Source organism: Candidatus Paralachnospira sp. LCP21S3_A2 (assembly GCF_052118925.1).
Lineage (GTDB): Bacteria > Bacillota > Clostridia > Lachnospirales > Lachnospiraceae > Lientehia.
This window is the reverse complement of the sequence record NZ_JBQKGG010000005.1, coordinates 104,801-127,163: the sequence shown is the minus strand read 5'-3', so window position 1 is coordinate 127,163 and position 22,363 is coordinate 104,801. Positions and strand designations below refer to the sequence as shown.

Sequence of the window (22,363 nt, the reverse complement as noted above, 5' to 3'; positions counted from 1 at the left end):
ATAGACCGTCTGCCGGGCAGCCGTCGCCGTCCGGTAACAGTCTGCCGCCGTCCAGTGACAGCCTGTCACGGTCCGGCTTATGTCTATGGCTAAATGGGCGTTCCGCCCATCGTGTAGGGAAAGGCAGGCCGGTATTGCCTGCCGGGGATGTGTCTGTCACCGTCAGGCCATAGACCGTCTGCCGGGCAGCCGTCGCCGTCCGGTAACAGTCTGCCGCCGTCCAGTGACAGCCTGTCACGGTCCGGCTTATGTCTATGGCTAAATGGGCGTTCCGCCCATCACCTCAGGAAAGTCCTGTCCGAAGAAGAAGCGAGCTTCTTTCCGGACAGTTCTTTTCTGAGGCTGACGGGTGAAACTGGTGAAATAAATATTTTTTTCACAAATCAAATACATGACGAAACTGGTAGAATCTAAGTGAAAGTAACGCGGTGATTTGGGTAATATGTCGGTTTTTATGAAAATTGTAACTAATATGGTAAAATAATTGAAAAAACCATTTAGTCAAATTTTATGAAAAACCATTGACTTGTCATATGAAATGTGCTAATATGAACAAGAGCTTGATAGACAAGCTAAAGAAAAAGGAGGAAAAAGAAATGAAAAAAGTGTTGGCAGTTCTTTTAGCTTCCATGATGGTTGTAAGTATGGCAGCTTGTGGCGGCGACAAGAAGACCGAAACCACAAAGGCAGCTGAGACCACAAAGGCAGCAGAAGAGACAAAGAAAGCAGAAGAGACGAAGAAAGCAGAAGAGACAAAGGCAGCTGAAGGCGATTTCGTAGCTGACGTAAACGGTGATGGCAAGATTATCGTTGGTTACATCTCCAAGAACCTGACTGACCCCTTCCACGGACCTATCAATACCAGTGCAGAAGAAAAGTTTGATGCTCTGAAGGCTGATGGAACCATTGACGACTGGACAGGTATTCTTGATGGTCAGACACTTCCCGATGTACAGATCAACTGTGCTCAGGACTGCATCACAAAGGGCTGTGATTTCGTATTCATCGCTCCCGCTGAGGCAGAGGCTTCCGATCCCGCTGTTGTTCAGATGGCAGATGCTGGAATCCATGTAATCGTATTCAATTCCAAGACAAAAAGCACAGACGAGAAGGCTTGGGTCTTCTCCGGTTCTGATGATGTATACGCAGGCGAGCTTCTTGGTACCTGGGTAAAGGATAACTGCCCGAACGGTGGTAAGTATGTACACTGCAACGGTATCCTTGGTAACTCCGCTCAGATCCAGAGAACCGAAGGTATGCACAACATCCTTGATCCTATCAGCAGCTTTGAAATGGTAGCTGATGAAGATACACAGTGGAGCGGCGAGAAGGCTGCAACCGCTGCTGAGAATGCAATTGCTAAGTACGGCGATGAGCTGGTAGCAATCATCTGTGATAATGATGACATGAGCTCCGCTGCACAGTCCGCTTGCAACGCTCAGGGCAGAAACGATATCATCTGTGTAGGCGTTGACGGCAACCAGACTCCTCTCCAGATGGTTAAGGATGGCGAGCTTGGCGCAACCGTTCTTCAGGATGGTGTAGGTCAGCTTGGTGCTGGTATCGATGCTATGGTAGCAGCTATCAAGGACGGCAAGGCGCCTGCTGATAAGAACATCATGGTAGACTTCGTTCTTGTAACAAAGGACAACGTTGACCAGTACCTGAAGTAATTTAAAGCTAAGTTACATACGGTATAACGAATAAAGACAGGGCTATGTGCGAAAGCACATGGCCCTTTTTTCTTTCATAGGAAAGTTCGCCCTATGAAAGAAAAAGCGCTCCGCGGGGATCTTTTTTCATTATAGAAAAAAGCCTTATGAAACAGCTGGAACAGGAGTGCCGGTGGTACACCGCGATAATGAAGAGGGCTGTGAGGATATACAGGCGGAAAATCTGGAAAACATCGTAAAATAGCCATCTGCAACTGCCGGTTGACAGATTGGCAGGCACAGATGGTAGAATGACAGGCAGGAACATGGTAAAATAGTTCTGTATCCGTGGTGGAAAGAAGCGGACGCAGGAGGGTAAAAGATGAAACTATCGGAGAAAATTGCAGGCGAGCGGAAGAAACAGGGCTGGTCACAGGAAGAACTGGCAGAGCGGCTGGGCGTGTCCAGACAGGCAGTCTCCAAGTGGGAGAGCGGCCAGTCGGTACCGGATCTGACAAAGCTTCTGGGACTGTCTAAGGTATTTGGGGTTACTACAGATTATCTTCTGAAGGAGACTGAGTCGGACAGGAGCGAAGCCCAGAGAAATGAAACAGAGAATCGTTCAGAACATTCAGAATATCGCAAGGATGACTTTGATACAGTACGCCTGATCAGTCAGGAAGAGGCAGAAACCTATCTGGAGTCCAGAGAGACAGCGGCGCCCTGGGTTGCCGGAGCGGTAGCACTTTGTATTCTGAGTCCGGTGCCTCTGATTCTTCTTGGAGGACTGGCGGAAAGCAGGATTCCGGGGATTACAGAAGGAATTGCTGGAGGAATCGGGCTGACCGTGCTGCTGGTAATGGTAGGGATTGCTGTGTTTTTCTTTATCTGGTCAGGCATAAGGGAACAGCGGTTTGAGTATTTGCGAAATGAAGGGTTTGTGATTGAGCCAGCTGCAGCAGACTGGGTCACAGGCCGAAAGGAGGCCTTTGGTCATATATATGGAATCTGTCTTGGAGGAAGCGTGGTGGGCTGTATTGTGTCTGCAATCCCTGTTGTAATTGCAGGAGTCTCAGGAACGGTCTCTGAGTGGGTTTATGGAGCCTGTATCGTATTTCTGCTGGTGATCGTGGCGATAAGCGTGGCAGTGATTACCTGGGCCTCCATGATCAAATCGTCATACGATATTCTGCTGCAGAGCGGAGAGTTTAAAGAAAGTGAGAAGAAAAGCCGGGAACGCAGGAATGCACTGTCCGGCGTGTACTGGTGCCTGATCACTGCCGGTTACCTGGCAGTGAGCTTTTCCACGGGTCGATGGGATCGGACCTGGATCATCTGGGCTGTTTCAGGCGTCCTCTACGCTGCCCTGGAGGCGCTTGTAAGACTGCTCACAGGAAAAAACTATGAGGAAAAATAAAAGAAGAGCCCGCCAAAAGCGGGCTCCCTTCATTTACACTTACTGGTCGTAATATGTAACTTATTTCATTACATAGCCGCCGCAGAGGTTGTGACGAACGGGTTCGTCCTCTTCGATGGTCATAACCAGCTCTTCTACAAAGTGGTTGTCCTTTGCGTCATCGTTAACCTTGGAAACCTCACCAACGATAACCGGGCCGCCCTCAGCATAGAATCTGTGGTATACATAAGGAGTCAGGGTTACGCTGTTGCCGTTTGTAACCTTGATGGTTGTGCCTGCGGGCATAGTCTTCTTAACACCGTCCAGGTACAGAGTTACATCAGACTCGGTATCCAGCTTGTAGCCGTCTTCCTTGCTGGTGCTGTTGAAAACCTGGATGCAGAGAACGCCGCCTGCACGGTTGATGATGTCCTCTGTTTTATCATAATGGAAGTGCATCGGAAGCTCCTGACCATCCTTCATAGCGATCATTTTTTCGCAGTAGGGACGTCCGGGATCATCCATCTCGCCGTTACGCAGAGTAAACAGAACAGCGCCGCGCTTGTCAAAGTCGTTGCTTGCATAGTCTGTTACATCCCAGCCCATAGCTACCTTGCGCATACGGTCTGTAATATCCTTCTTTGCTTCCCAGTCTTCGGGAGTCCAGTAAGCAAAATCAGGAAGATTGAAATGTAATTCCTTGCAAAGATCCATAGCCCATTCGATGTTTGTGTTGATAACAGAACGTTTCATTTTATCTATCTCCTTTCGAAAAGACCTTTCTGGTCTTCTCTATCATAATACAATTGCGAACCGGAAACAAGGGAAAATCCCAATTATTTTGCCAGTTCTTTCATGGAATCAGCGATTGCGGTCAGCATCAGGTAAGCACTTGTTGCACCGGCATCCAGCAGGCCAACGCTCTGCTCACCGTGGAAACGTGCACGGCCAATCTTGGCTACCATGTTCTTGGTGGACTGCCAGCCGTCTTTTGCTGCGTTCTTCATGTCATCCAGGGCGGATACAAAATCTTTTCCGGCCTCCAGAGCAGCGTTGTAAGCATTTCTTGCAGGATCCATTGCGTCTAACAGACACTTATCACCGGGCTTTGCACTGCCGACATCCATAACGCCGTCAACGGCATTGTTGATCATGGTCTTAAAGATTTCAGCGTCGATGGCTTCTTCGTTTGCACACGCATCACCCATCTCCTCGAAGAAGGTTCCGTAAAGAGGTCCCATGGAACCGCCGATGTCCTCTTTCAGGATCTGGCTGAGAACGGCAAGTCCGTCGGAAAGGCTGTAGGTCGTTCCGGCCAGCTTTTCTTCGGTCATGGTGAAGCCCTTGTTCATGTTCAGGCCGTGATCGCCGTCACCGATCTTGCTGTCTACTTCGCAGAGATAATCCTTGTTGGTCTGGATGGTCTTGATGAGACTCATAACAACCGGGCCGGCTTCTGCATTCTTTACGGAAGCACCGGAAACCACATGAGTGGATTTCTGGGCAGCCTTGGAAGCTTCTTCGGAAGCCTCATGCTTTACGGAAGCAGCCTGCTTGTGGAGCGTTTCCTGAACAGCGCCGTCTAAGGGAAGCTGCTTTAAACCGACTGTATCGCAGGGCAGGTCGATGCATTTCTTTAATTCATCATCCAGCTTCATAACAGTCAGGGTAACACCCTTCATCTCCAGGGAGGTGAAATAGTTTCCAACGTATGCCTTATAAACCTTGATTCCTTTTTCTCTTAACAGCTCATCTACTCTGCCGTATACGATATACTGCTCCATAACAGGGGTAGCGCCGAGGCCGGACAGCAGGGTAACAACCTCATCACCTTCCTTGAAGGGAAGATCGGGGAGGATGATATCGAGCATTTCCTCTGCCATTTCATTGGCAGTTCCCAGAGGCTTTACAGCCATACCGGATTCTCCGTGGTGACCAACACCGACTTCCATGGTGCCTTCTGCGATCTGGAAGGTGGGAACACCGTTGGAAGGAATGGTGCAGGGAGCGGTACCGATACCAACGGAACGTGTATTGTCGATGGCCTTCTGTGCTGCTGCGACAACCTCGTCAAGAGAACCGCCCATAGCAGCCTTTGCACCGCCGACCTTCCACATCAGGATCTCTCCTGCCACGCCACGGCGGTTTTCGCGCTTGTCGGGAGCTGCGGAGGGAACGTCATCATTGGCAACGACCTTTTTTACGGCAATGCCCTTCTTTTCAGCTGCACGCATAGCCATTTTTACGTTCATGTTGTCGCCGGCATAGTTACCGTAGAGAACGGCAACGCCCTTTCCGGCATCGGCAGCCTCAATGGCAGCCTCGAAAGCCTTTGCAGAGGGGGATGCGAAGATCTCGCCGCATGCTACGGCATCACACATGTTCTTGCCCACATAGCCGATGAATGCAGGCTTATGGCCGGAGCCGCCGCCGGTTACGATGCCGACCTTGCCCTCAACGGGAGCGCCGACATACTTAAATACTCTGGAATTTTCAGTGGGGGCGATGATGTCGCTGTTGGCGGCTGCAAAGCCCTTTAACATATCTTCAACTACATAGTCGGGATTGTTGATAATCATATTCATGGGAAAGACTCCTTTAAATATTAAAGCTTACGGTAAGATTCATCGATTTCATTGATTCTGGCAACCTTGGGAGCAGATCCGCCGCCGGCGAAATCACACTTTAACCAGATATCAACCAGGTACTTGGCCAGCTCAACGCCGATTACACGTTCGCCCATGCACATGATCTGTGCGTTGTTGCTCTTTCTGGAACGCTCGGTGGAGAAAGGATCGTGGCATACTGCCGCACGGATGCCGGGAACCTTGTTGGCAACGATGCACATACCGAGACCGGTACCGCATACCAGGATACCGCGGTCGAATTCACCGCGTGCAACGGCCTCAGCGACCTTCTGTGCAACGTCGGGATAAAGGATCACTTCTCCTTCTGCAGCACCGAAATCCTTGTATTCGATGTCTTCCTTGGTGTCCAGATGCTTCATGATGGCTACCTTTAATGCATATGCAGCCTCGTCACAGCCGATTGCGATTTTCATTTTTCTATTACCTCTTTTCATCAGCTGGTCTGCAAAGCAAAAGCCGTGCAGACCGGAATTATCTTATAGCACAGGAGACAGTTCCTGTGTGACAACCATTTTTACAGCTCAGCAGCGATTGCCTTCAGGTTTGCCAGACCGTCGCGTGCCAGATCCTCGCCGGTGGGGGCGAAATTACGCCAGATTGCACAGTTTCCGGCAAGCTCGGTGAAGCTGGGATCAAAGGATTCGATTACCAGAGGTCCGTCATAGCCGATATCATGGACTGCCTGGAAGAACTCCTTGAAAGGAACAAGTCCGGTTCCGGGGATTCCTCTGTCGTTTTCATTTACATGGATATAGCCGAGGTATTCCTTGCCGCAGGTCTTTACAGCGCCGGAATAGCTCTTCTCTTCACGGATCATATGGAAGCAGTCAAGATGAACCTTGATGTTGTCGCCGCCTACATCCTTACAGAACTTCACAGCATCCTCGGCGATGTTTAACATATGAGTCTCGAAACGGTTTACGCACTCCACGCAGATCACAACGTCACCGGTTTCCTTTGCATAAGCGGTATTTTCTTTCATGCATTCAACCGCCCAGTTCCATTCCTGCTCGGTACGGGGCTTCTTGGTCAGGTAACCCCATGCTGCGTAGTTTACGCCGCCCAGGATCGGAGCACCGAGGGTATTACAGATATCAATACACTTCTTCATAGCCTTTACAGAAGCTTTCCGGATCTCGGGATCGGGGGAGATCGGGTTTGTCTCGGCGGTCAGGGTTGTGGTGCATACGCAGTCGATACCAACCTTCTCTAACTCTGCCTTTACTGCTTCGGTCGGGAATGTGAAAGGATTTGCGATTGCAAAGTCAATCACTTCAAAGCCCATTTCCTTTGCTTTACGGATGATCCAAAGATCTTTTTCTTTGAAGTCTTCGGTCCAGATAAAGCTGTCAACACCGAACTTGAAATACATAATACGTCCTCCTTGATTCTTTTTTATTTCAGTTTAATCATTGCCGTTTCTGGAAAAGGGGGAACTGTGCAATTTTACAATTTCCCCAAAATCCCTGATTATAGATTACACGGAAAAGAGGAAAATGTCAAGAGAAAACGGTCATTTTTCACATGAGAACAAGTCGGAATTTGTTGATTATTACTAATGTAAGAATGGAGGGGGGTACGAAAATTCTGTCTATAATGTTGAAAACCGAAAAATCATGAAAAAAGCATAAAGTCATTGCCAGAAGCGGTGGTTTAATGATAAAATAAAATGTACGCCTGTTTGCGCCGGAGTCTGAAGAGAAGAAAAGAAAAAATCCGGGGAAATGACAGAACAGGCGGAAAGGTGGTTGAAATTGGAAGAAGAAAAAAAATCGATCGAGGCGGAATTGGAGCATCAGACTTCTGAGGAAGTACAGGATTCTGAGTGTGAAAAAGAAACCGTGGAGCAGGAAAGTAAGGAAGAACCGACAGAGCGCCGTGGCCTGTTCGGGGCCAGGAAGCGGGAGCGGAATGATAAGACGGTTCTCGGACTTTATACGGTGGCGGCAGTTTACTTAATGTATACGGCCTTTGTGACAGGTCAGGCGATCTATGACGGAAACGTGGCGTCCGGAAAGGATATGATCTTAAAGATCTTTTTTGTGATTCTGTTTGGCGGAACGGCAGTCTGGCTGTTGTATGTCTGCTGGAAATTAAAAAAGCGGATCAAGCAGACCGAAGAGGAGGAGGCGGCCAGAGAGGCGGCTGAGTCCGGAGAGCCCATGCCGGAGAAGCTGAGCACCACGGAAAAGATCAAGAACGTCTTTGCATCCACACCGACTCAGACCTCTTCTGTAGCATCACGCGCAAAGGTATACCAGAATCCGGTCGAGGAAGAATATGAGACGGATGATGAAGATGCGGAGGACAAGAACGAAGACGCAGATCAGAGCGAAAACGAAGCTTCGGAGTCTGAAAGCGCAAAGGAAGAGTAACTGGTAAGAGCTGCCCTGCGGCTGCCGGGGAAATGACCGGAAATGCCGGGAAATGCCCGGAAACGAGGCCGGAGAACGGCAGGAAAGCGGAGGTTTCCCCTTGTCAACGAAGGCAAGCTGTGGTACGATAAAGCGGGAACTTTTTCAGCCGATTCGCCCCGGAATATACTGGCGTATGTTCCGGGGTATTTTAATAGGAAGAAACAGGCGGTGCTGCGCAGAAAGGAGCAGAAATGGCAAAGAACGTGATCAGCGATGAAACCATTGAATATGTGGGGATCCTTGCAAAGCTTTCGCTTTCTGAAGAAGAAAAGGAAGCGGCAAAGACCGATATGGCGAATATGCTGGATTATATTGATATGCTCAATGAGCTTGATACAGACGGGGTGGAGCCTATGTCCCATGTATTCCCTGTGAACAATGTATTCCGTGAGGATGTTGTGACCAATGAAAATCAGCGGGAAGCAATGCTTTCCAATGCACCGGAGCAGAAGGACGGCTGCTATAAGGTGCCGAGAACCTTTGATTAAATGACAGGAGGAAAGACCGTGGATCTGATGAGTCTGACAGCTGTTGAGCTGGGAAAGAAAATACAGGCCGGGGAGGTTTCTGTGCGGGAAGCGGCAGAGGCATCCATGGCGGCTATTGAAGCAAGAGAAGCTGATATCCACAGCTTTGTGACTGTGGCAGATAAAGAGGCCGTGTTAAAGCGTGCGGATGAAGTCCAGAGACTGATTGATGATGGTGTCCTCATGAGCCCGCTGGCCGGTGTGCCGGTGGCCGTGAAGGATAATATGTGTACCGAGGGTGTGCGGACAACCTGCAGCTCGAAGATTCTTGAGAATTTTATTCCGCCCTATACCGCAGAGGCAGTGCGGAACCTGGAAAAGGCCGGCGCTGTGATCATCGGAAAGACAAACATGGACGAGTTTGCCATGGGAAGTACTACAGAAACCTCCTATTATGGAGTGACAAAGAATCCCTGGAATCCGGAGCATGTGCCCGGCGGCTCCTCCGGCGGCTCCTGTTCAGCTGTGGCTGCGGAGGAATGCTCTTATGCGCTGGGATCTGACACCGGCGGCTCTATCCGCCAGCCCAGTTCCTTCTGCGGCGTGGTCGGAATCAAGCCCACCTACGGAACGGTTTCCCGTTACGGACTGATCGCCTACGGTTCTTCCCTGGATCAGATCGGGCCGGTGGCAAAGGATGTGACCGACTGTGCGACGATCCTGGAGATTCTCGCATCTCATGATCCCAAGGACAGCACCAGTGTGGCAAGAGAGGATTATCATTTCACCGAGGCGCTGGTGGACGATGTCAAGGGCATGAAGATCGGTATTCCGAGAGACTATTTCGGAGAGGGACTGGACCCTGAGGTAAAAGAAGCGATTCTGAATGCTGCGAAGGAGCTGGAAAAGAAGGGCGCGATTCTGGAAGAGTTTGATCTGAGCCTGGTTCAGTATGCAATTCCTGCGTATTATGTTATCGCTTCGGCGGAGGCAAGCTCCAATCTGGCACGGTTTGACGGTGTGAAGTACGGCTACCGCACCGAGGATGGCGAGGGCCTTCATAAAATGTATAAGAATACAAGATCCGAGGGCTTCGGCGCAGAGGTAAAGCGGCGGATCATGCTGGGCTCCTTTGTGCTCAGCAGCGGATATTATGATGCCTATTATTTAAAGGCACTGCGGACGAAGGCACTGATCAAGCAGGCATTCGACAAGGCGTTTGCAAACTATGATCTGATCCTGGCGCCTGCGGCTCCCACAACGGCTCCGAAGCTGGGAGAGAGCCTGAGTGATCCCATTAAGATGTATCTGGGAGATATTTATACGATTTCTGTGAATCTGGCGGGTCTGCCCGGACTCAGCATTCCCTGCGGAACCGACAGCAGGGGACTTCCGATCGGTATGCAGCTGATCGGGGACTGCTTCCAGGAAAAGGAGCTGATCCGTGCGGCTTATGCATATGAACAGACAAGAAGCTATGAGCACTGCCCCATGGCAAAGAAAGGAGCTTCCGAGAATGAGTAAACAGTATGAAACCGTCATCGGCCTGGAAGTTCATGTGGAGCTGGCGACAAAGACAAAGATTTTCTGCGGCTGCAGCACCCAGTTCGGGGGCGAGCCCAATACCCATACCTGTCCGGTCTGCACCGGAATGCCCGGTTCTCTGCCGGTGCTCAACAAGCAGGTTGTAGAATATGCGGCGGCGGTGGGCCTGGCGACCAACTGTACGATCACGCAGTACTGCAAGTTCGACCGGAAGAATTATTTTTATCCCGATAACCCTCAGAACTACCAGATCTCCCAGCTGTATCTGCCCATCTGCCGAAACGGCGGGATCGAGATCGAGACAGAGAACGGGAAAAAGACCATCGGAATCCATGAGATCCATATGGAGGAGGACGCCGGAAAGCTGATCCATGATGAGTGGGAGGAGTGTACGCTGGTGGACTTTAACCGGAGCGGCGTGCCGCTGATCGAGATCGTTTCCGAGCCGGATATGAGAAGTGCCGAGGAGGTTATCGCTTATCTGGAAAAGCTGCGTCTGATCATTCAGTACCTGGGCGCATCGGACTGCAAGCTCCAGGAGGGCTCCATGCGTGCCGATGTGAACCTGTCTGTCCGTGAGGTGGGAGCAGAGCAGTTCGGAACAAGAACCGAAATGAAGAATCTGAACTCCTTCCGTGCCATCGCAAGGGCCATTGAGGGCGAGAAGAACCGCCAGATCGATATCATCGAGGACGGCGGCAAGGTGGTTCAGGAGACGAGACGGTGGGACGACAACAAGGAATGCTCCTATGCGATGCGTTCCAAGGAAGATGCGCAGGATTACCGTTATTTCCCTGAGCCGGATCTTGTTCCTGTGGTGATCAGCGATGAGTGGCTGGATGAGATCCGCGCGAAGCAGCCGGAGTTTTGTGATGAGAAGCGGGTGCGCTATAAGGAAGAGTTCGGAATTCCCGACTATGATATCAATATCATTACCTCCGAAAAGAGAATGGCAGATCTGTTCGAAGAGACCATTGCTCTCGGCTGCAGGCCCAAGGAGGTTTCCAACTGGCTTATGGTGGAGACCATGCGCCTCTTAAAAGAGAAAGAAATGGATGCTTCTGACATTTCCTTCAGCCCGGAGCACCTGGCAGCGCTGATCGGCCTGGTGGATCAGGGAAAGATCAACCGTACCGTAGCAAAAGAGGTCTTCGAGATCATGTTTGATGAGGATATGGATCCGGCTGTTTATGTGGAGGAGAAGGGCCTTTGCATGGTACAGGATGAGGGCGCACTGCGGACAACCATCGAGGAGATCGTGAAGAACAATCCCCAGTCGGTGGAGGACTACAAAAACGGAAAGAAGAAAGCCATCGGATTCCTGGTAGGTCAGACGATGAAAGCCATGAAAGGCAAGGCAGATCCGGCTATGATCAATCAGATCCTCGGTGAGCTTCTGAATTAAAAACGGGGGAAACGTGATGTGGAATCTGCGAGTATTTTCAACGGATCTGTACCATGCCGTCAACTGGTTTCTGCTGTACAGCATCCTGGGCTGGTTTCTGGAATCGGCCTACATGTCGTTTTGCAATAAGCGGCTGACCAACCGCGGTTTTGTCCGCGGCCCGATCTGCCCGATCTACGGTGTGGGGTTTTTAGGGGCATATTTTCTGTTCAGTCCCATCGCCCATAATAAGATTTTATTGTATGTGGCGGGCTGTGTTTCCGCAACGATCCTGGAATTTCTGGTGGCGAAGGTCATGATCCGGACTCTGGGGGCTGTCTGGTGGGATTACAAGGACAAACCCTTTAACTACAAGGGGATCCTTTGCCTGGAAAGCACCCTTGCCTGGGGGCTTTATGCGGTCTGCCTGTTCCTGTTCGTTCATAAGTGGATTTCTGCGCTGGCCGACAGCTACAGCATGACATTCGGAAAGATCCTGGTCATCGCCGCCGCTGTGTACTATATTGCAGACTTTGCATACTGCGTGGCAAAGGCGAAGAATAACGAGGGACTGGATAAAGACGGGATCTTGTCGGTGAAGTAAGACGAAGCAAAGAAGGATCGGCCTGGTCGGTTCTGAAAAAACAGTGATATAAGAAGAAACAATGATATAAAACAAAAACAGACCATTCATCCGGCTCTGATCGAGAGCTGCCTCTGAATGGTCTGTTTGTTTATTTCACAGGCAAGTGCGTCCAGTGAAACAAAAAACGCTTTTCTATGTTGTCAGACAAAGTGACTGATGTTTATTCTGCTTCTGTTTTATCCGGCGGGGGCAAGGTCATCCGTACCCACTCGATCCGGTTTTTGTCCATTTTTTCCACAACGAAACGGATGTTGTCCACCGTAACGCCTTCTCCGGCAACGGGAACATGATCCAGTGCGCCGATGATCAGGCCGCCCACGGAATCATAATCCTCAGAGGAGAGGGAAAGCTCCAGGGCATCGTTGATGTCATCCAGCTTCATGGAACCCTCTACCCGGTATTCCCGGTCGGAAAGCTTCTGGAAGCTCTTTAACTCATCGGCATCGTACTCGTCACGGATTTCGCCGACCAGCTCCTCCAGAAGATCCTCCAGCGTGATGAGTCCGGCTGTTGCGCCGTATTCGTCCAGCACGATGGCGAGACTCACCGAATTCTGACGCATTTCCATGAACAGCTCGGAGGTTTTTTTGAACTCATAGGTGAAGTAGGCTTCCCGCAGATAATTCTTCAGCCGGAAGTCAGTGCTCTTTTCATAAAAAAGCAGATCCTTCATATTGATAATGCCGATCACATTGTCGGTGGTATCGCGATAGACAGGAATCCGGGTAAACATATTCTCCCGGTAAACTTCCATAAGCTCATCGTAGGTGGTATTCTCCTCCACAAAGACCATGTCGATCCGCGGCACCATGACATCCTTGGCCTGGGTGTCGCCGAAATCCACCACATTGTTGATCATACGGCGCTCCTCGCTTTCGATAACACCCTCCTCATGGCTCACATCTACGATGGTACGCAGCTCACTTTCGGTAATCGTATCGGTCTTGGCGTTTGGATCTACACCCATCAGTCGGAGCACACCGCCGGCCAGCAGGTTAACAATGAAGATCACAGGAGTCAGTATTTTCATCAATACAGAAATGATCCCGGCTACCTTTAACGCTACCTTTTCGGCCTGGAGCGTTGCCATGGTCTTTGGCGAGATCTCCCCGAAGATCAGGATCAGCAGGGTAATGATTCCGGTGGCAATCCCGACATAAGCATTTCCGAAATGGTTGATTACCAGGGAAGTAATCAGGGAGGAAGCACTCAGATTCACCACGTTATTGCCGATCAGAATCGCGCTGAGCATTTTGCTCTTGTTGGAAACGACCCGTTCCAGAGTCATCGCCCGTTTATTTCCTTCGTCCACCAGGGTACGGATCCGCATCTGGGAGATGGAAAGCAGGGCTGTTTCCGACGACGAAAAGAACGCGGAAAGGCATAAAAGCAGGATCAGAGAAAGCAACTGTATGACGTCACTTGGGTCCAAAAAAAATCACACTCCTTTAAAAGATTATATTAAGGAGTATCTTACAATATCTCAGAGTGACTGTCAAGATTTGCCTTTTGCGGCCCGGCATATCGCTGCTTCACAGGGAGATCTTCATGTTGAGAGAATGTTACAATGAGCAGACAGTATGGTTAAAATGGAAGATTGACACCATATATGATATCATATATAATGCAAAAAGGAGGGCATAAAGAGTGTCGAAGTGGGATAAACTGATAGCACGTATCTGTACTTTATCAAAGGATCTCCGGTTTGATGAACTGCGGAAAGTATTGGAAAGTTATGGATATGAAATGAACGCGCCGAGAAATGGAAGCAGTCATTATACGTTTAGAAAAAAAGGCTGTATGCCGATTACAATACCAAAGCATGAACCAATCAAGAAAGTATATGTTCACATGGTGAGACAGATTGTGGAGAGTGAGGAGAAGAATAATGAAGACGCTAAATGATTATATGGCAATGTCCTATCGTATGGAAATTGTAGAAGATAAAGATGAAGGCGGATTTGTAGTTTCTTATCCGGACCTGCCGGGCTGTATTACCTGTGGAGAAACTGTGGAATGCGCAGTGAAGAATGCACTGGATGCGAAAAAAGCATGGTTAGAGGCAGCACTGGAAGAAGGCGTGGAGATTTATGAGCCGGATAGCCTGGAAGATTATTCCGGACAGTTTAAATTAAGAATCCCCAGGAGTCTGCACAGGTCCCTCGCAGAACATTCCAGGAGAGAAGGAATCAGCATGAATCAGTATTGTGTATATCTTCTTTCCAGAAATGATTCAATATTTTCAAAATAAAGGTTGATAACCAGTACCAGGATAAGCTGACTTCTAACCAGAATTCCGGAGAGAACGCGAGGCCCCGTCCTGTTCCGCAGGGAGGCAACTCTAATATGTGCCGACTGCGGAACAGGACGGGGCCGAGTTCTATCCGGGATTCAACTGAGCATTCCTCCGGCTGTCCCGCCTCCGATACACAGTCCTGCTGCTGTCAAAATTCCGGAGGTGTCTGCCTGGAGTCCGCCTTGTGACAGTGCGGACAGCAGAAGCAGTACCAGTACATAAAGCAGTCCGGAGACAGCGCCCCAGAGGAAGCGTCTGGTTTTGATCCGTTTTCCGGCGAGAAAGCCTCCGGAGAAGCAGGAGAGCACATAGATCAGACAGACAAACAGACGGAGCGTTCCGTTATTGAGACGGAGCTTGTAAAGGAGAAATGAGAGAATAAACAGAAGAAGTGCGGATGACAGCGCAGCCAGCAGGAGGGAGAGAAGCAGAGTGGAAAGCTTGTGGCGGAGAGTCTGTGACATAGAATCCCTTCTTTCTTTTACAGATCAGGTTCAGAGATCAGGAGCATATAATAAACCGTGGAATTACTATCACAGTATATGAAGGGATGGAGGAGAAAAGAACGGTCGGACAATTCCAGGAAAGGAGTTACGGCAGGAGTTTTCGGGGCAGATTTTCTTTCGGTCAAGGCTAAAAAACTCTTTCCAACTGCCATAAACTGTGGTATACTAAGCCAAATGGATTCATTCAGATAGGAGGAGAAGATATGAAGAGAGTAAAGACTTTAACTTCCAGTACGTTAAAGGAGTCCATGAAGAAGGGCGGATGCGGCGAATGCCAGACTTCCTGCCAGTCTGCATGCAAGACTTCCTGTACAGTAGGAAACCAGTCCTGCGAGAATCATAAATAAGTGAGATTGCTGTGACAGCGCGTGCGCAGGATTGTGCGGCGCGGCAATACACAATTGTCGATCAGGCATGTAAGAGGGGCACTTCGCGGATGCGGAGTGTCTTTCATTCGGTTTGGGGAAAAGAAATTCCGGCCGGGTAAATTGCGTACAGCGGCGCAGAAACAGCGGCCGCAGACATTACGCGGATCAAACAGACAATCAGGCAGCAGAGAGGAGTAAAAAGTTGATTCACCAGTATAAAAATAATGGCTACAACATCGTAATGGATGTGTGCAGCGGCGCAGTCCATGTGGTTGACGATGTGGTATATGATGCCATTGCCGTGTATGACAAGGACGGTGCAGACGCAGTCGTTCCTGCTCTGGAGGGAACGTATCCTGCAGAGGATATCAGAGAAGCCCTGGAGGAGATCGAGGAGCTGAAGCAGGACGGTGTACTGTTTACCGAGGATGTATATGAGCAGTATGTGAAGGATTTCAAGAGCAGGAAGACTGTGGTAAAGGCGCTGTGTCTTCATGTGGCCCATGACTGTAATCTGGGCTGCAAATACTGCTTCGCCGAGGAAGGCGAGTATCATGGTCGCCGTGCCATCATGAGCTATGAGGTTGGCCGGAAAGCTCTGGATTTCCTTATTGCCAACTCCGGAAACAGACGAAACCTGGAAGTGGACTTTTTCGGCGGAGAGCCGTTAATGAACTGGGAGGTAGTCAAGCAGCTTGTGGCATACGGCCGTTCCAAGGAAAAGGAGTTCAATAAGAATTTCCGCTTTACCATGACCACAAACGGCATGCTCATGACCGATGAAGTGGTTGACTTCTTAAATAAAGAAATGGCAAATGTGGTGCTCAGCATCGATGGCCGGAAAGAGATCAATGATAAGATGCGTCCGACCAGAAATGGAAAAGGCTCCAGCTATGACATTATCATGCCAAAGTTTAAAAAGTTTGCAAAGTCCCGTGGGGATAAGAGCTATTATATCCGCGGAACGTTTACAAAATACAATCTGGATTTCGCAAACGATGTACTCCATTTTGCGGACGAAGGCTTTAAGGAGATCTCTGTGGAGCCGGTGGTGGCAGCACCGGAGGAGGATTATGCGATCCATGAGGAGCATCTTCCTCAGATCCTCGAGGAGTATGACCGCCTGGCAAAGGAATATATTAAGCGGAAGAAGGCCGGAAACGGCTTCAATTTCTTCCATTTTAATATCGATCTGACCCAGGGCCCCTGCGTAGCGAAGCGCCTTTCCGGCTGCGGATCAGGAACCGAGTATCTTGCCGTGACGCCCTGGGGTGATCTTTATCCCTGCCATCAGTTCGTGGGACAGGAGCAGTTCCTTCTCGGAACCGTGGACACAGGAATCACCAACACCGAGGTGCGTGATGAGTTCAAGCTCTGTAATGTTTATGCCAAGGAAAAATGCCGGAACTGTTTTGCACGGTTCTATTGCAGCGGCGGCTGTGCGGCAAATTCCTGGAATTATGACGGTTCCATTACCGGAGCTTATGACATCGGCTGTGAGATGCAGAAAAAGCGGATCGAGTGCGCCATCATGATCAAGGCCGCGCTTGCCAACGAGGATTAAAAGGAGAAAAGCAAAGATGAAAAGTAACGGAACCAAGCCCCAGAGGGGGAAAGGAATCGCCTGTCTGCTGATTCTGCTGGTCGTGATCGCCGGTTTTATCTATACCGCGATTGCGGGAATCGGCAGTGATGCGTCCGGCAGCATGAGTGACATCAAGCTGGGTCTTGACCTGGCTGGCGGTGTGAGCATTACCTACCAGACGGTTGATGAGGATCCTTCTGCGACCGACATGGCAGATACGATCTACAAGTTAAAGCTCCGTGTGGAGAATTACAGCAATGAGGCCGAGGTTTACCAGGAGGGCAGCGACCGGATCAACGTGGATATTCCCGGTGTGTCCGATGCCAATGCGATCCTGGAGGAGCTGGGACAGCCCGGAAGTCTTTCCTTCCAGGATGAGAGCGGAAACGTGCTTCTGACCGGCGATGATGTCAAGGGCGCACAGCCTGCAGGTCAGAAGAACCAGACCACCGGTGCAACGGAGTATTCGGTAGCTCTCCAGTTCACGGATGAGGCGGCAGAGAAATTTGCCCAGATCACCGAGGAGAACGTGGGCAAGCGGATCGCCATTGTTTATGATGGAAAAACCGTTTCCAATCCGACCGTAAGACAGAAGATCACTGGCGGAAACTGCAGCATCGACGGCATGAGCGATTATGAGGAGGCCAATAACCTGGCATCTACCATTCGGATCGGTTCTCTGCCGCTGGAATTAAAGGAAATCCGTTCCAATGTAGTCGGAGCGAAGCTGGGACAGGATGCCATCTCCACAAGCCTGAAGGCTGGTGTGATCGGTTTTCTCATCGTGGCAGCCCTGATGATTGCTGTTTACTGGATTCCCGGTCTGGCTTCTGCCATTGCACTGACCTTCTATGTGGCTCTGACCATTGTATTTTTAAGTGCATTTGATATCACCCTGACACTGCCCGGTATCGCCGGCATTATCCTTTCCATTGGTATGGCTGTTGATGCAAACGTCATCATCTTCGCCCGTATCCGGGAGGAGCTGGCAGCAGGAAAGACCGTAAAGGGTGCCATTAAGGAGGGCTTCAATAAGGCTCTCTCCGCCATCATTGACGGTAACGTGACAACCCTGATCGCCGCAGCGGTTCTGATGTGGAGAGGAACCGGAACGATCAAGGGCTTTGCTCAGACTCTGGCGCTCGGTATTGTACTTTCCATGTTCACAGCTCTTGTGATCACAAAGCTTGCCCTGAATGCACTTTACAACCTGGGCTTCCAGTCTGAGAAGTTCTACGGAAAAGCAAAAGCACCGTTTAAGGTGGATTATGTTAAGAAGAAAACCATTTGTATCATCTGCTCTCTCGTTGTGATCGTGGCCGGTTTCGTTTTCATGGGTGTCTATGCAAACGGCAGCCAGGGAAGTGTTCTGAATTACAGCCTGGAATTTAAGGGCGGTACGTCCACCAGCGTAACCTTCAATGAGGATCTTTCCATGGAGACGATTCATAACGAAGTGGTTCCGATCGTGGAAAAGGTGACCGGGGATGCCAATGTGGAGACTCAGAAGGTTACCGGCTCCAGCCAGGTCATCATCAAGACAAGAACGCTGTCCGTGGAGGAGCGTCAGGAGCTGAACAGCAAGCTGGAAGAGAAGTATGGCGTGACTGAGGAAAATATCACAGCCGACAGCATCAGCGGAACCGTAAGCGGTGAGATGAAGCGTAATGCCGTTATCTCCGTGATCGTGGCTACGATCTTTATGCTGCTCTATATCTGGTTCCGGTTCAAGGATATCCGGTTTGCAACCAGCGCCGTTCTGGCTCTGGTCCATGACGTATTAGTGGTTCTGGCATTTTATGCCATTACAAAATGGAGCGTGGGCAATACCTTTATCGCCTGCATGCTGACGATCGTCGGCTATTCCATCAATGCCACGATTGTTATCTTTGACCGGATCCGTGAGAACCTCAAGTCCATGGACAAGAAGGCGACTCTTGCCGATGTGGTGAACCTGAGCATCAATCAGACCCTGACAAGAAGCATCTATACCTCTTTGACGACCTTTATCATGGTATTTGTTCTTTACATCATGGGCGTTTCCTCTATCCGGGAGTTCGCTCTGCCTCTGATGGTCGGAATTTTATGCGGTGCATACTCCTCCGTATTCCTGACCGGCCCGATCTGGTATCTGATGAAAACGAAAATCAAATCCAGGAATCAGGATTAATGTATGAAATATGAGATTTTAGCAAAGGACGGGCGGGCGAAGCGTGCCAGAGTCACCACCGTCCACGGAGTCATTGAGACCCCGGTATTTATGAACGTGGGAACAGCGGCGGCTATCAAGGGCGCCGTTGCCACCTCGGATCTGGAGCAGATCGGAACCCAGGTGGAGCTTTCCAATACCTATCATCTTCATGTGCGCCCCGGTGATGAGATCGTGAAGAAGCTGGGCGGGCTTCATAAGTTCATGTCCTGGGACAAGCCGATCCTGACGGATTCCGGCGGCTTCCAGGTGTTTTCCCTGGCAGGGCTGCGCCGTATCAAGGAAGAGGGCGTGTACTTCAATTCTCATATTGACGGAAGAAAGATCTTTATGGGACCGGAGGAAAGCATGCGGATCCAGTCAAATCTGGCTTCCACTATTGCCATGGCGTTTGATGAGTGTGCGCCTGCAAAGGCGGAGCGGGATTATATCGAGAATTCCGTTGCCCGGACAACCAGATGGCTGGCCCGGTGCAAGGCAGAGATGACACGGCTCAACAGTCTTCCTGATACCATCAATAAAGAACAGCTTCTTTTCGGCATTAACCAGGGCGGCATTCTGGAGGATGTGCGGATCCGCCACGCGGATGAAATTTCGGAGATGGATCTGGACGGGTATGCAGTCGGTGGGCTTGCCGTCGGCGAGAGCCATGAGGAGATGTATCGGATTCTTGATGTAACCGTTCCTCATCTTCCGGAGAATAAACCCACCTATCTGATGGGCGTCGGAACACCGGCAAACATTCTGGAAGCGGTGGAGCGCGGTGTGGATTTCTTTGACTGTGTGTATCCGTCGAGGAACGGCCGTCACGGTCATGTGTATACCAATCATGGAAAGCGGAATCTGTTCAATGCAAGGTATGAGCTGGATGACCGGCCCATTGAGGAGGGCTGCGGCTGTCCGGCGTGCAGGCGGTACAGCAGAGCTTACATCCGACATCTTTTGAAAGCCAAAGAAATGCTTGGAATGCGGCTTTGCGTCTTGCATAATCTGTATTTTTATAATACAATGATGAGTGAGATTCGGAATGCGATTGAAGAACATCGGTATGCCGAATATAAAAAAGAAAAACTGGCCGGTATGGAACACGGACAGGAAGAAAAAGGAGAATGACTATGAATTTATTAGCAGCCAGCGGTATGGGCGGTGTCGGCTTTTGGGTGATCTATATTGTCGTAATCATCGCATTCATGTACTTTATCGCGATTCGTCCCCAGAAGAAGCAGCAGAAGCAGCTTCAGCAGCTGATCAACAGCATGGAGATCGGTGACAGCGTGGAGACCACCAGCGGATTCTACGGCGTGATCATCGACATCACCGATGATATGGTGATCGTTGAGTTCGGCGGAAACAAGAACTGCCGGATCCCCATGGTAAAGACCGCCATTACAAGAGTGGAAAAGGCAGAAGAGAACAACGCATAAATCTTATCAGGAAGCTTCCTGATGAATAAAAGAGAGGGCACCGCAGGTTTGCGGAGTCCTCTTTTGCTATAGGAAGAAAAAACATTATGAGAAAATCATATCAAAAGAGATTGACGAACAGAGAAAGGTATGTTATATTATTAACATAATCAAAAGACTTCAGGGGCTGACGGAAAGCGTGAGTACACGGTGTCGCTGGAGTCCATAAAAGCCGACCGTCTGGGCAGCATTTGAGAAAATCAGGTGCTGCCCTTTTTGCACATCGTTATCAGAAACAGGTGGATTGTACTGCGGAAGGGTTCGGGTTTCAGAATCTGCCTGGGCAGGCAAAGACAGCCGGTGAGCATGGAAGCCTCTGAATGCTTATTTATGGGAGAAAGAAGGTATTTTGTATGGAGAAAACAGCACAAGCAACAAACAGCCAGAAGATTTTTCGGATTCTTCTCGTCTTTTCCGTCGCATTTCTCATAGGTGGGATCTGCGCCGGAAACTGGGGAGAGCTGATTCCGGGACTGGTACGGATCTGGACGAATCCGGCTCAGTTTACCATGGATTATTTCGTCCTTGGAAGCCTTGGAAGTGCCTTTGTGAACACCGGTCTTGTAGGACTGTTCTGCTGTGCGCTTCTGTATTTCACAAAGGCGGAGTGTACCGGTCTTACCGTTGCGGCGTTCTGGCTGAATGTGGGATTCGGAACCTTCGGCATGAATCCGGTCAATATGTGGCCGTTCTTCCTGGGCGTCTATGTATATTCCAGGATCAAGAAGGTACGCTTTGGCAGTGTCGCCAATATGGCAATGTTTTCCACGGCGCTGGCGCCCTTTGCCAGTGAGCTGATGTTCCGTTATCCGGAGACAGAGGTGATTGATTTTTCGGTTCCCGGCCTGATCGGAGCCATCGTTCTTGGAATTGTTGTCGGCTGTGTGATGCCGTCCTTATGTGCGCATGTGGTGAACTTCCATAAGGGCTACGACCTTTACAGTGCCGGTCCGGCTGCCGGATTCCTGGCATTTCTGGTCTGCTCTGTGCTGTACCGCTCTCCTGGCGTGGAGGTTCCCACCAATACCAGACTGGGTGAGGGCGAGCAGATTTTTGTGACGGTCTTCTTTGCTGTCGTATTTCTTCTGTTTATCCTTGCGGCGTATATCATGGATAAGGACTGTTTTAAGGGATATAAAAAGCTCTGGAAGAGTGACGGTTATAAAACGGATTATACTGCGGCCTTTGGAATTCCGGCGACTATGGTAAATATTGGTATATACGGTCTGTTTATTCTGATTTATTATACGCTGGTTCGTGGAATGTCCTATGTGGACGGACAGGTGGTATTTACCGGAGCAAAGTTTACCGGTGCAACCATGGGCGCGATCATGTGTATGCTGGCGTTCTGTGCCCAGGGCGCACAGCCGAGAACCGTGTTCCCGATCATGATCGGCTATGCGGCAGCGTCTCTGCTTCCGTTCTTTATGACCATGGCAGGCATCGTTCCGGAGCAGAGCTGGACGCTGGCAACTCAGGGGATTCTGGTAGGTCTTTGCTTTGCCAGCGGCCTTGCACCCATCAGCGGGCGGTTCGGATTCTTCGCCGGAGCCGTGGCAGGCGCGATCCATGCACTGCTTGTCACCAGCGTTCCCCTGCTCCATGGCGGCTTCTGTCTCTATAACGGCGGCTTCACCGCAGGCATTGCCGCATTCCTGTTAGTACCGGTGCTGGAGTGCTTCGGGAAAGCAAAGAAGGCAGAATAAAATAATCGAATAATTAAAAAGAAAAGGATCAGCCCGACCGGCTTTGGGGAACCGGAGGCTGGTCCTTTTTGGTAA

At 50.1% G+C, this 22,363-nt stretch carries 22 protein-coding genes; 15 read left to right on the top strand and 7 right to left on the bottom strand.

From position 1 onward, the window contains the following. Positions 1–238: hypothetical protein (locus ACTQ3K_RS06250; protein ID WP_441566277.1), on the bottom strand; the 238-nt coding region annotated here is incomplete at its 3' end. 358 nt (positions 239–596) lie between these two features. On the opposite strand from ACTQ3K_RS06250, the gene ACTQ3K_RS06245 reads away from it, so the two are divergent. Beyond that, complete coding sequence (locus tag ACTQ3K_RS06245) at positions 597–1,673, top strand: substrate-binding domain-containing protein (protein ID WP_441566278.1); 1,077 nt, start codon at positions 597–599, stop codon at positions 1,671–1,673. 361 nt (positions 1,674–2,034) lie between these two features. Further along, a complete protein-coding gene (locus tag ACTQ3K_RS06240) occupies positions 2,035–3,069 on the top strand; it encodes a helix-turn-helix domain-containing protein (RefSeq protein ID WP_441566279.1) in 1,035 nt (344 codons plus the stop codon). A gap of 60 nt (positions 3,070–3,129) precedes the next feature. Here ACTQ3K_RS06240 and ACTQ3K_RS06235 read toward each other — a convergent pair whose 3' ends face one another. From ACTQ3K_RS06235 to ACTQ3K_RS06220, 4 genes are all read right to left on the bottom strand, one after another. Then, positions 3,130–3,801, bottom strand: a complete 672-nt coding sequence (locus ACTQ3K_RS06235) for a D-lyxose/D-mannose family sugar isomerase (protein ID WP_441566280.1) — start codon at positions 3,799–3,801, stop codon at positions 3,130–3,132. Positions 3,802–3,884: 83 nt separating this feature from the next. Continuing rightward, complete coding sequence (gene dhaL, locus ACTQ3K_RS06230) at positions 3,885–5,633, bottom strand: dihydroxyacetone kinase subunit DhaL (protein ID WP_441566281.1); 1,749 nt, start codon at positions 5,631–5,633, stop codon at positions 3,885–3,887. A 20-nt stretch (positions 5,634–5,653) separates the two neighbouring features. Then, the gene (rpiB, locus tag ACTQ3K_RS06225) at positions 5,654–6,109 is read right to left on the bottom strand and encodes a ribose 5-phosphate isomerase B (protein ID WP_441566282.1); all 456 of its coding nucleotides are present in this window, start codon (positions 6,107–6,109) and stop codon (positions 5,654–5,656) included. A 101-nt stretch (positions 6,110–6,210) separates the two neighbouring features. Continuing rightward, entirely contained in the window at positions 6,211–7,068 is an 858-nt protein-coding gene (locus ACTQ3K_RS06220) for a sugar phosphate isomerase/epimerase family protein (RefSeq protein ID WP_441566283.1), read from the bottom strand. A gap of 382 nt (positions 7,069–7,450) precedes the next feature. Between ACTQ3K_RS06220 and ACTQ3K_RS06215 the strand changes: the two genes are divergently transcribed. From ACTQ3K_RS06215 to ACTQ3K_RS06195, 5 genes are all read left to right on the top strand, one after another. Next, on the top strand, positions 7,451–8,071 hold the full coding sequence (locus tag ACTQ3K_RS06215; protein WP_441566284.1) for a hypothetical protein: 621 nt from the start codon (positions 7,451–7,453) through the stop codon (positions 8,069–8,071). A gap of 233 nt (positions 8,072–8,304) precedes the next feature. After that, positions 8,305–8,601, top strand: a complete 297-nt coding sequence (gene gatC, locus ACTQ3K_RS06210) for an Asp-tRNA(Asn)/Glu-tRNA(Gln) amidotransferase subunit GatC (protein ID WP_441566285.1) — start codon at positions 8,305–8,307, stop codon at positions 8,599–8,601. Positions 8,602–8,619: 18 nt separating this feature from the next. Continuing rightward, positions 8,620–10,104 (top strand): Asp-tRNA(Asn)/Glu-tRNA(Gln) amidotransferase subunit GatA, encoded by a 1,485-nt coding sequence (gene gatA / locus ACTQ3K_RS06205; RefSeq protein ID WP_441566286.1) that lies wholly within the window; start codon positions 8,620–8,622, stop codon positions 10,102–10,104. Continuing rightward, positions 10,097–11,530: an Asp-tRNA(Asn)/Glu-tRNA(Gln) amidotransferase subunit GatB gene (gatB, locus tag ACTQ3K_RS06200; RefSeq protein WP_441566287.1), complete on the top strand. Its 1,434-nt coding sequence runs from the start codon at positions 10,097–10,099 to the stop codon at positions 11,528–11,530. The genes gatA and gatB overlap by 8 nt, the downstream gene beginning before the upstream one ends. A gap of 16 nt (positions 11,531–11,546) precedes the next feature. Next, entirely contained in the window at positions 11,547–12,113 is a 567-nt protein-coding gene (locus tag ACTQ3K_RS06195) for a putative ABC transporter permease (RefSeq protein ID WP_441566288.1), read from the top strand. A 202-nt stretch (positions 12,114–12,315) separates the two neighbouring features. Here ACTQ3K_RS06195 and ACTQ3K_RS06190 read toward each other — a convergent pair whose 3' ends face one another. Beyond that, entirely contained in the window at positions 12,316–13,587 is a 1,272-nt protein-coding gene (locus ACTQ3K_RS06190) for an HlyC/CorC family transporter (protein ID WP_441566289.1), read from the bottom strand. Positions 13,588–13,802: 215 nt separating this feature from the next. On the opposite strand from ACTQ3K_RS06190, the gene ACTQ3K_RS06185 reads away from it, so the two are divergent. Further along, a complete protein-coding gene (locus tag ACTQ3K_RS06185) occupies positions 13,803–14,060 on the top strand; it encodes a toxin HicA (protein ID WP_441566290.1) in 258 nt (85 codons plus the stop codon). Continuing rightward, positions 14,044–14,406: a type II toxin-antitoxin system HicB family antitoxin gene (locus ACTQ3K_RS06180; protein ID WP_441566291.1), complete on the top strand. Its 363-nt coding sequence runs from the start codon at positions 14,044–14,046 to the stop codon at positions 14,404–14,406. Before ACTQ3K_RS06185 ends, ACTQ3K_RS06180 begins: the two co-directional genes overlap by 17 nt. 140 nt (positions 14,407–14,546) lie before the next feature. Here ACTQ3K_RS06180 and ACTQ3K_RS06175 read toward each other — a convergent pair whose 3' ends face one another. Further along, positions 14,547–14,915: a TIGR04086 family membrane protein gene (locus ACTQ3K_RS06175; protein ID WP_441566292.1), complete on the bottom strand. Its 369-nt coding sequence runs from the start codon at positions 14,913–14,915 to the stop codon at positions 14,547–14,549. A gap of 245 nt (positions 14,916–15,160) precedes the next feature. Here ACTQ3K_RS06175 and scfA point away from each other — a divergent pair, with 245 nt between their 5' ends. The 6 genes from scfA to ACTQ3K_RS06145 all read left to right on the top strand — a co-directional run bounded on the left by scfA (position 15,161) and on the right by ACTQ3K_RS06145 (position 22,288). After that, the gene (gene scfA / locus ACTQ3K_RS06170) at positions 15,161–15,304 is read left to right on the top strand and encodes a six-cysteine ranthipeptide SCIFF (protein ID WP_283230093.1); all 144 of its coding nucleotides are present in this window, start codon (positions 15,161–15,163) and stop codon (positions 15,302–15,304) included. A 223-nt stretch (positions 15,305–15,527) separates the two neighbouring features. Continuing rightward, positions 15,528–16,889, top strand: coding sequence for a thioether cross-link-forming SCIFF peptide maturase (gene scfB, locus ACTQ3K_RS06165; RefSeq protein ID WP_441566293.1), 1,362 nt, complete (start codon positions 15,528–15,530; stop codon positions 16,887–16,889). 16 nt (positions 16,890–16,905) lie between these two features. Further along, positions 16,906–19,080 (top strand): protein translocase subunit SecD, encoded by a 2,175-nt coding sequence (gene secD / locus ACTQ3K_RS06160; RefSeq protein ID WP_441566294.1) that lies wholly within the window; start codon positions 16,906–16,908, stop codon positions 19,078–19,080. A 3-nt stretch (positions 19,081–19,083) separates the two neighbouring features. Next, on the top strand, positions 19,084–20,232 hold the full coding sequence (gene tgt / locus ACTQ3K_RS06155; protein WP_441566295.1) for a tRNA guanosine(34) transglycosylase Tgt: 1,149 nt from the start codon (positions 19,084–19,086) through the stop codon (positions 20,230–20,232). Positions 20,233–20,234: 2 nt separating this feature from the next. After that, on the top strand, positions 20,235–20,543 hold the full coding sequence (gene yajC / locus ACTQ3K_RS06150) for a preprotein translocase subunit YajC (protein ID WP_441566296.1): 309 nt from the start codon (positions 20,235–20,237) through the stop codon (positions 20,541–20,543). 392 nt (positions 20,544–20,935) lie between these two features. Continuing rightward, complete coding sequence (locus ACTQ3K_RS06145) at positions 20,936–22,288, top strand: DUF1576 domain-containing protein (RefSeq protein ID WP_441566297.1); 1,353 nt, start codon at positions 20,936–20,938, stop codon at positions 22,286–22,288. The last annotated feature ends 75 nt before the right edge of the window (positions 22,289–22,363 follow it).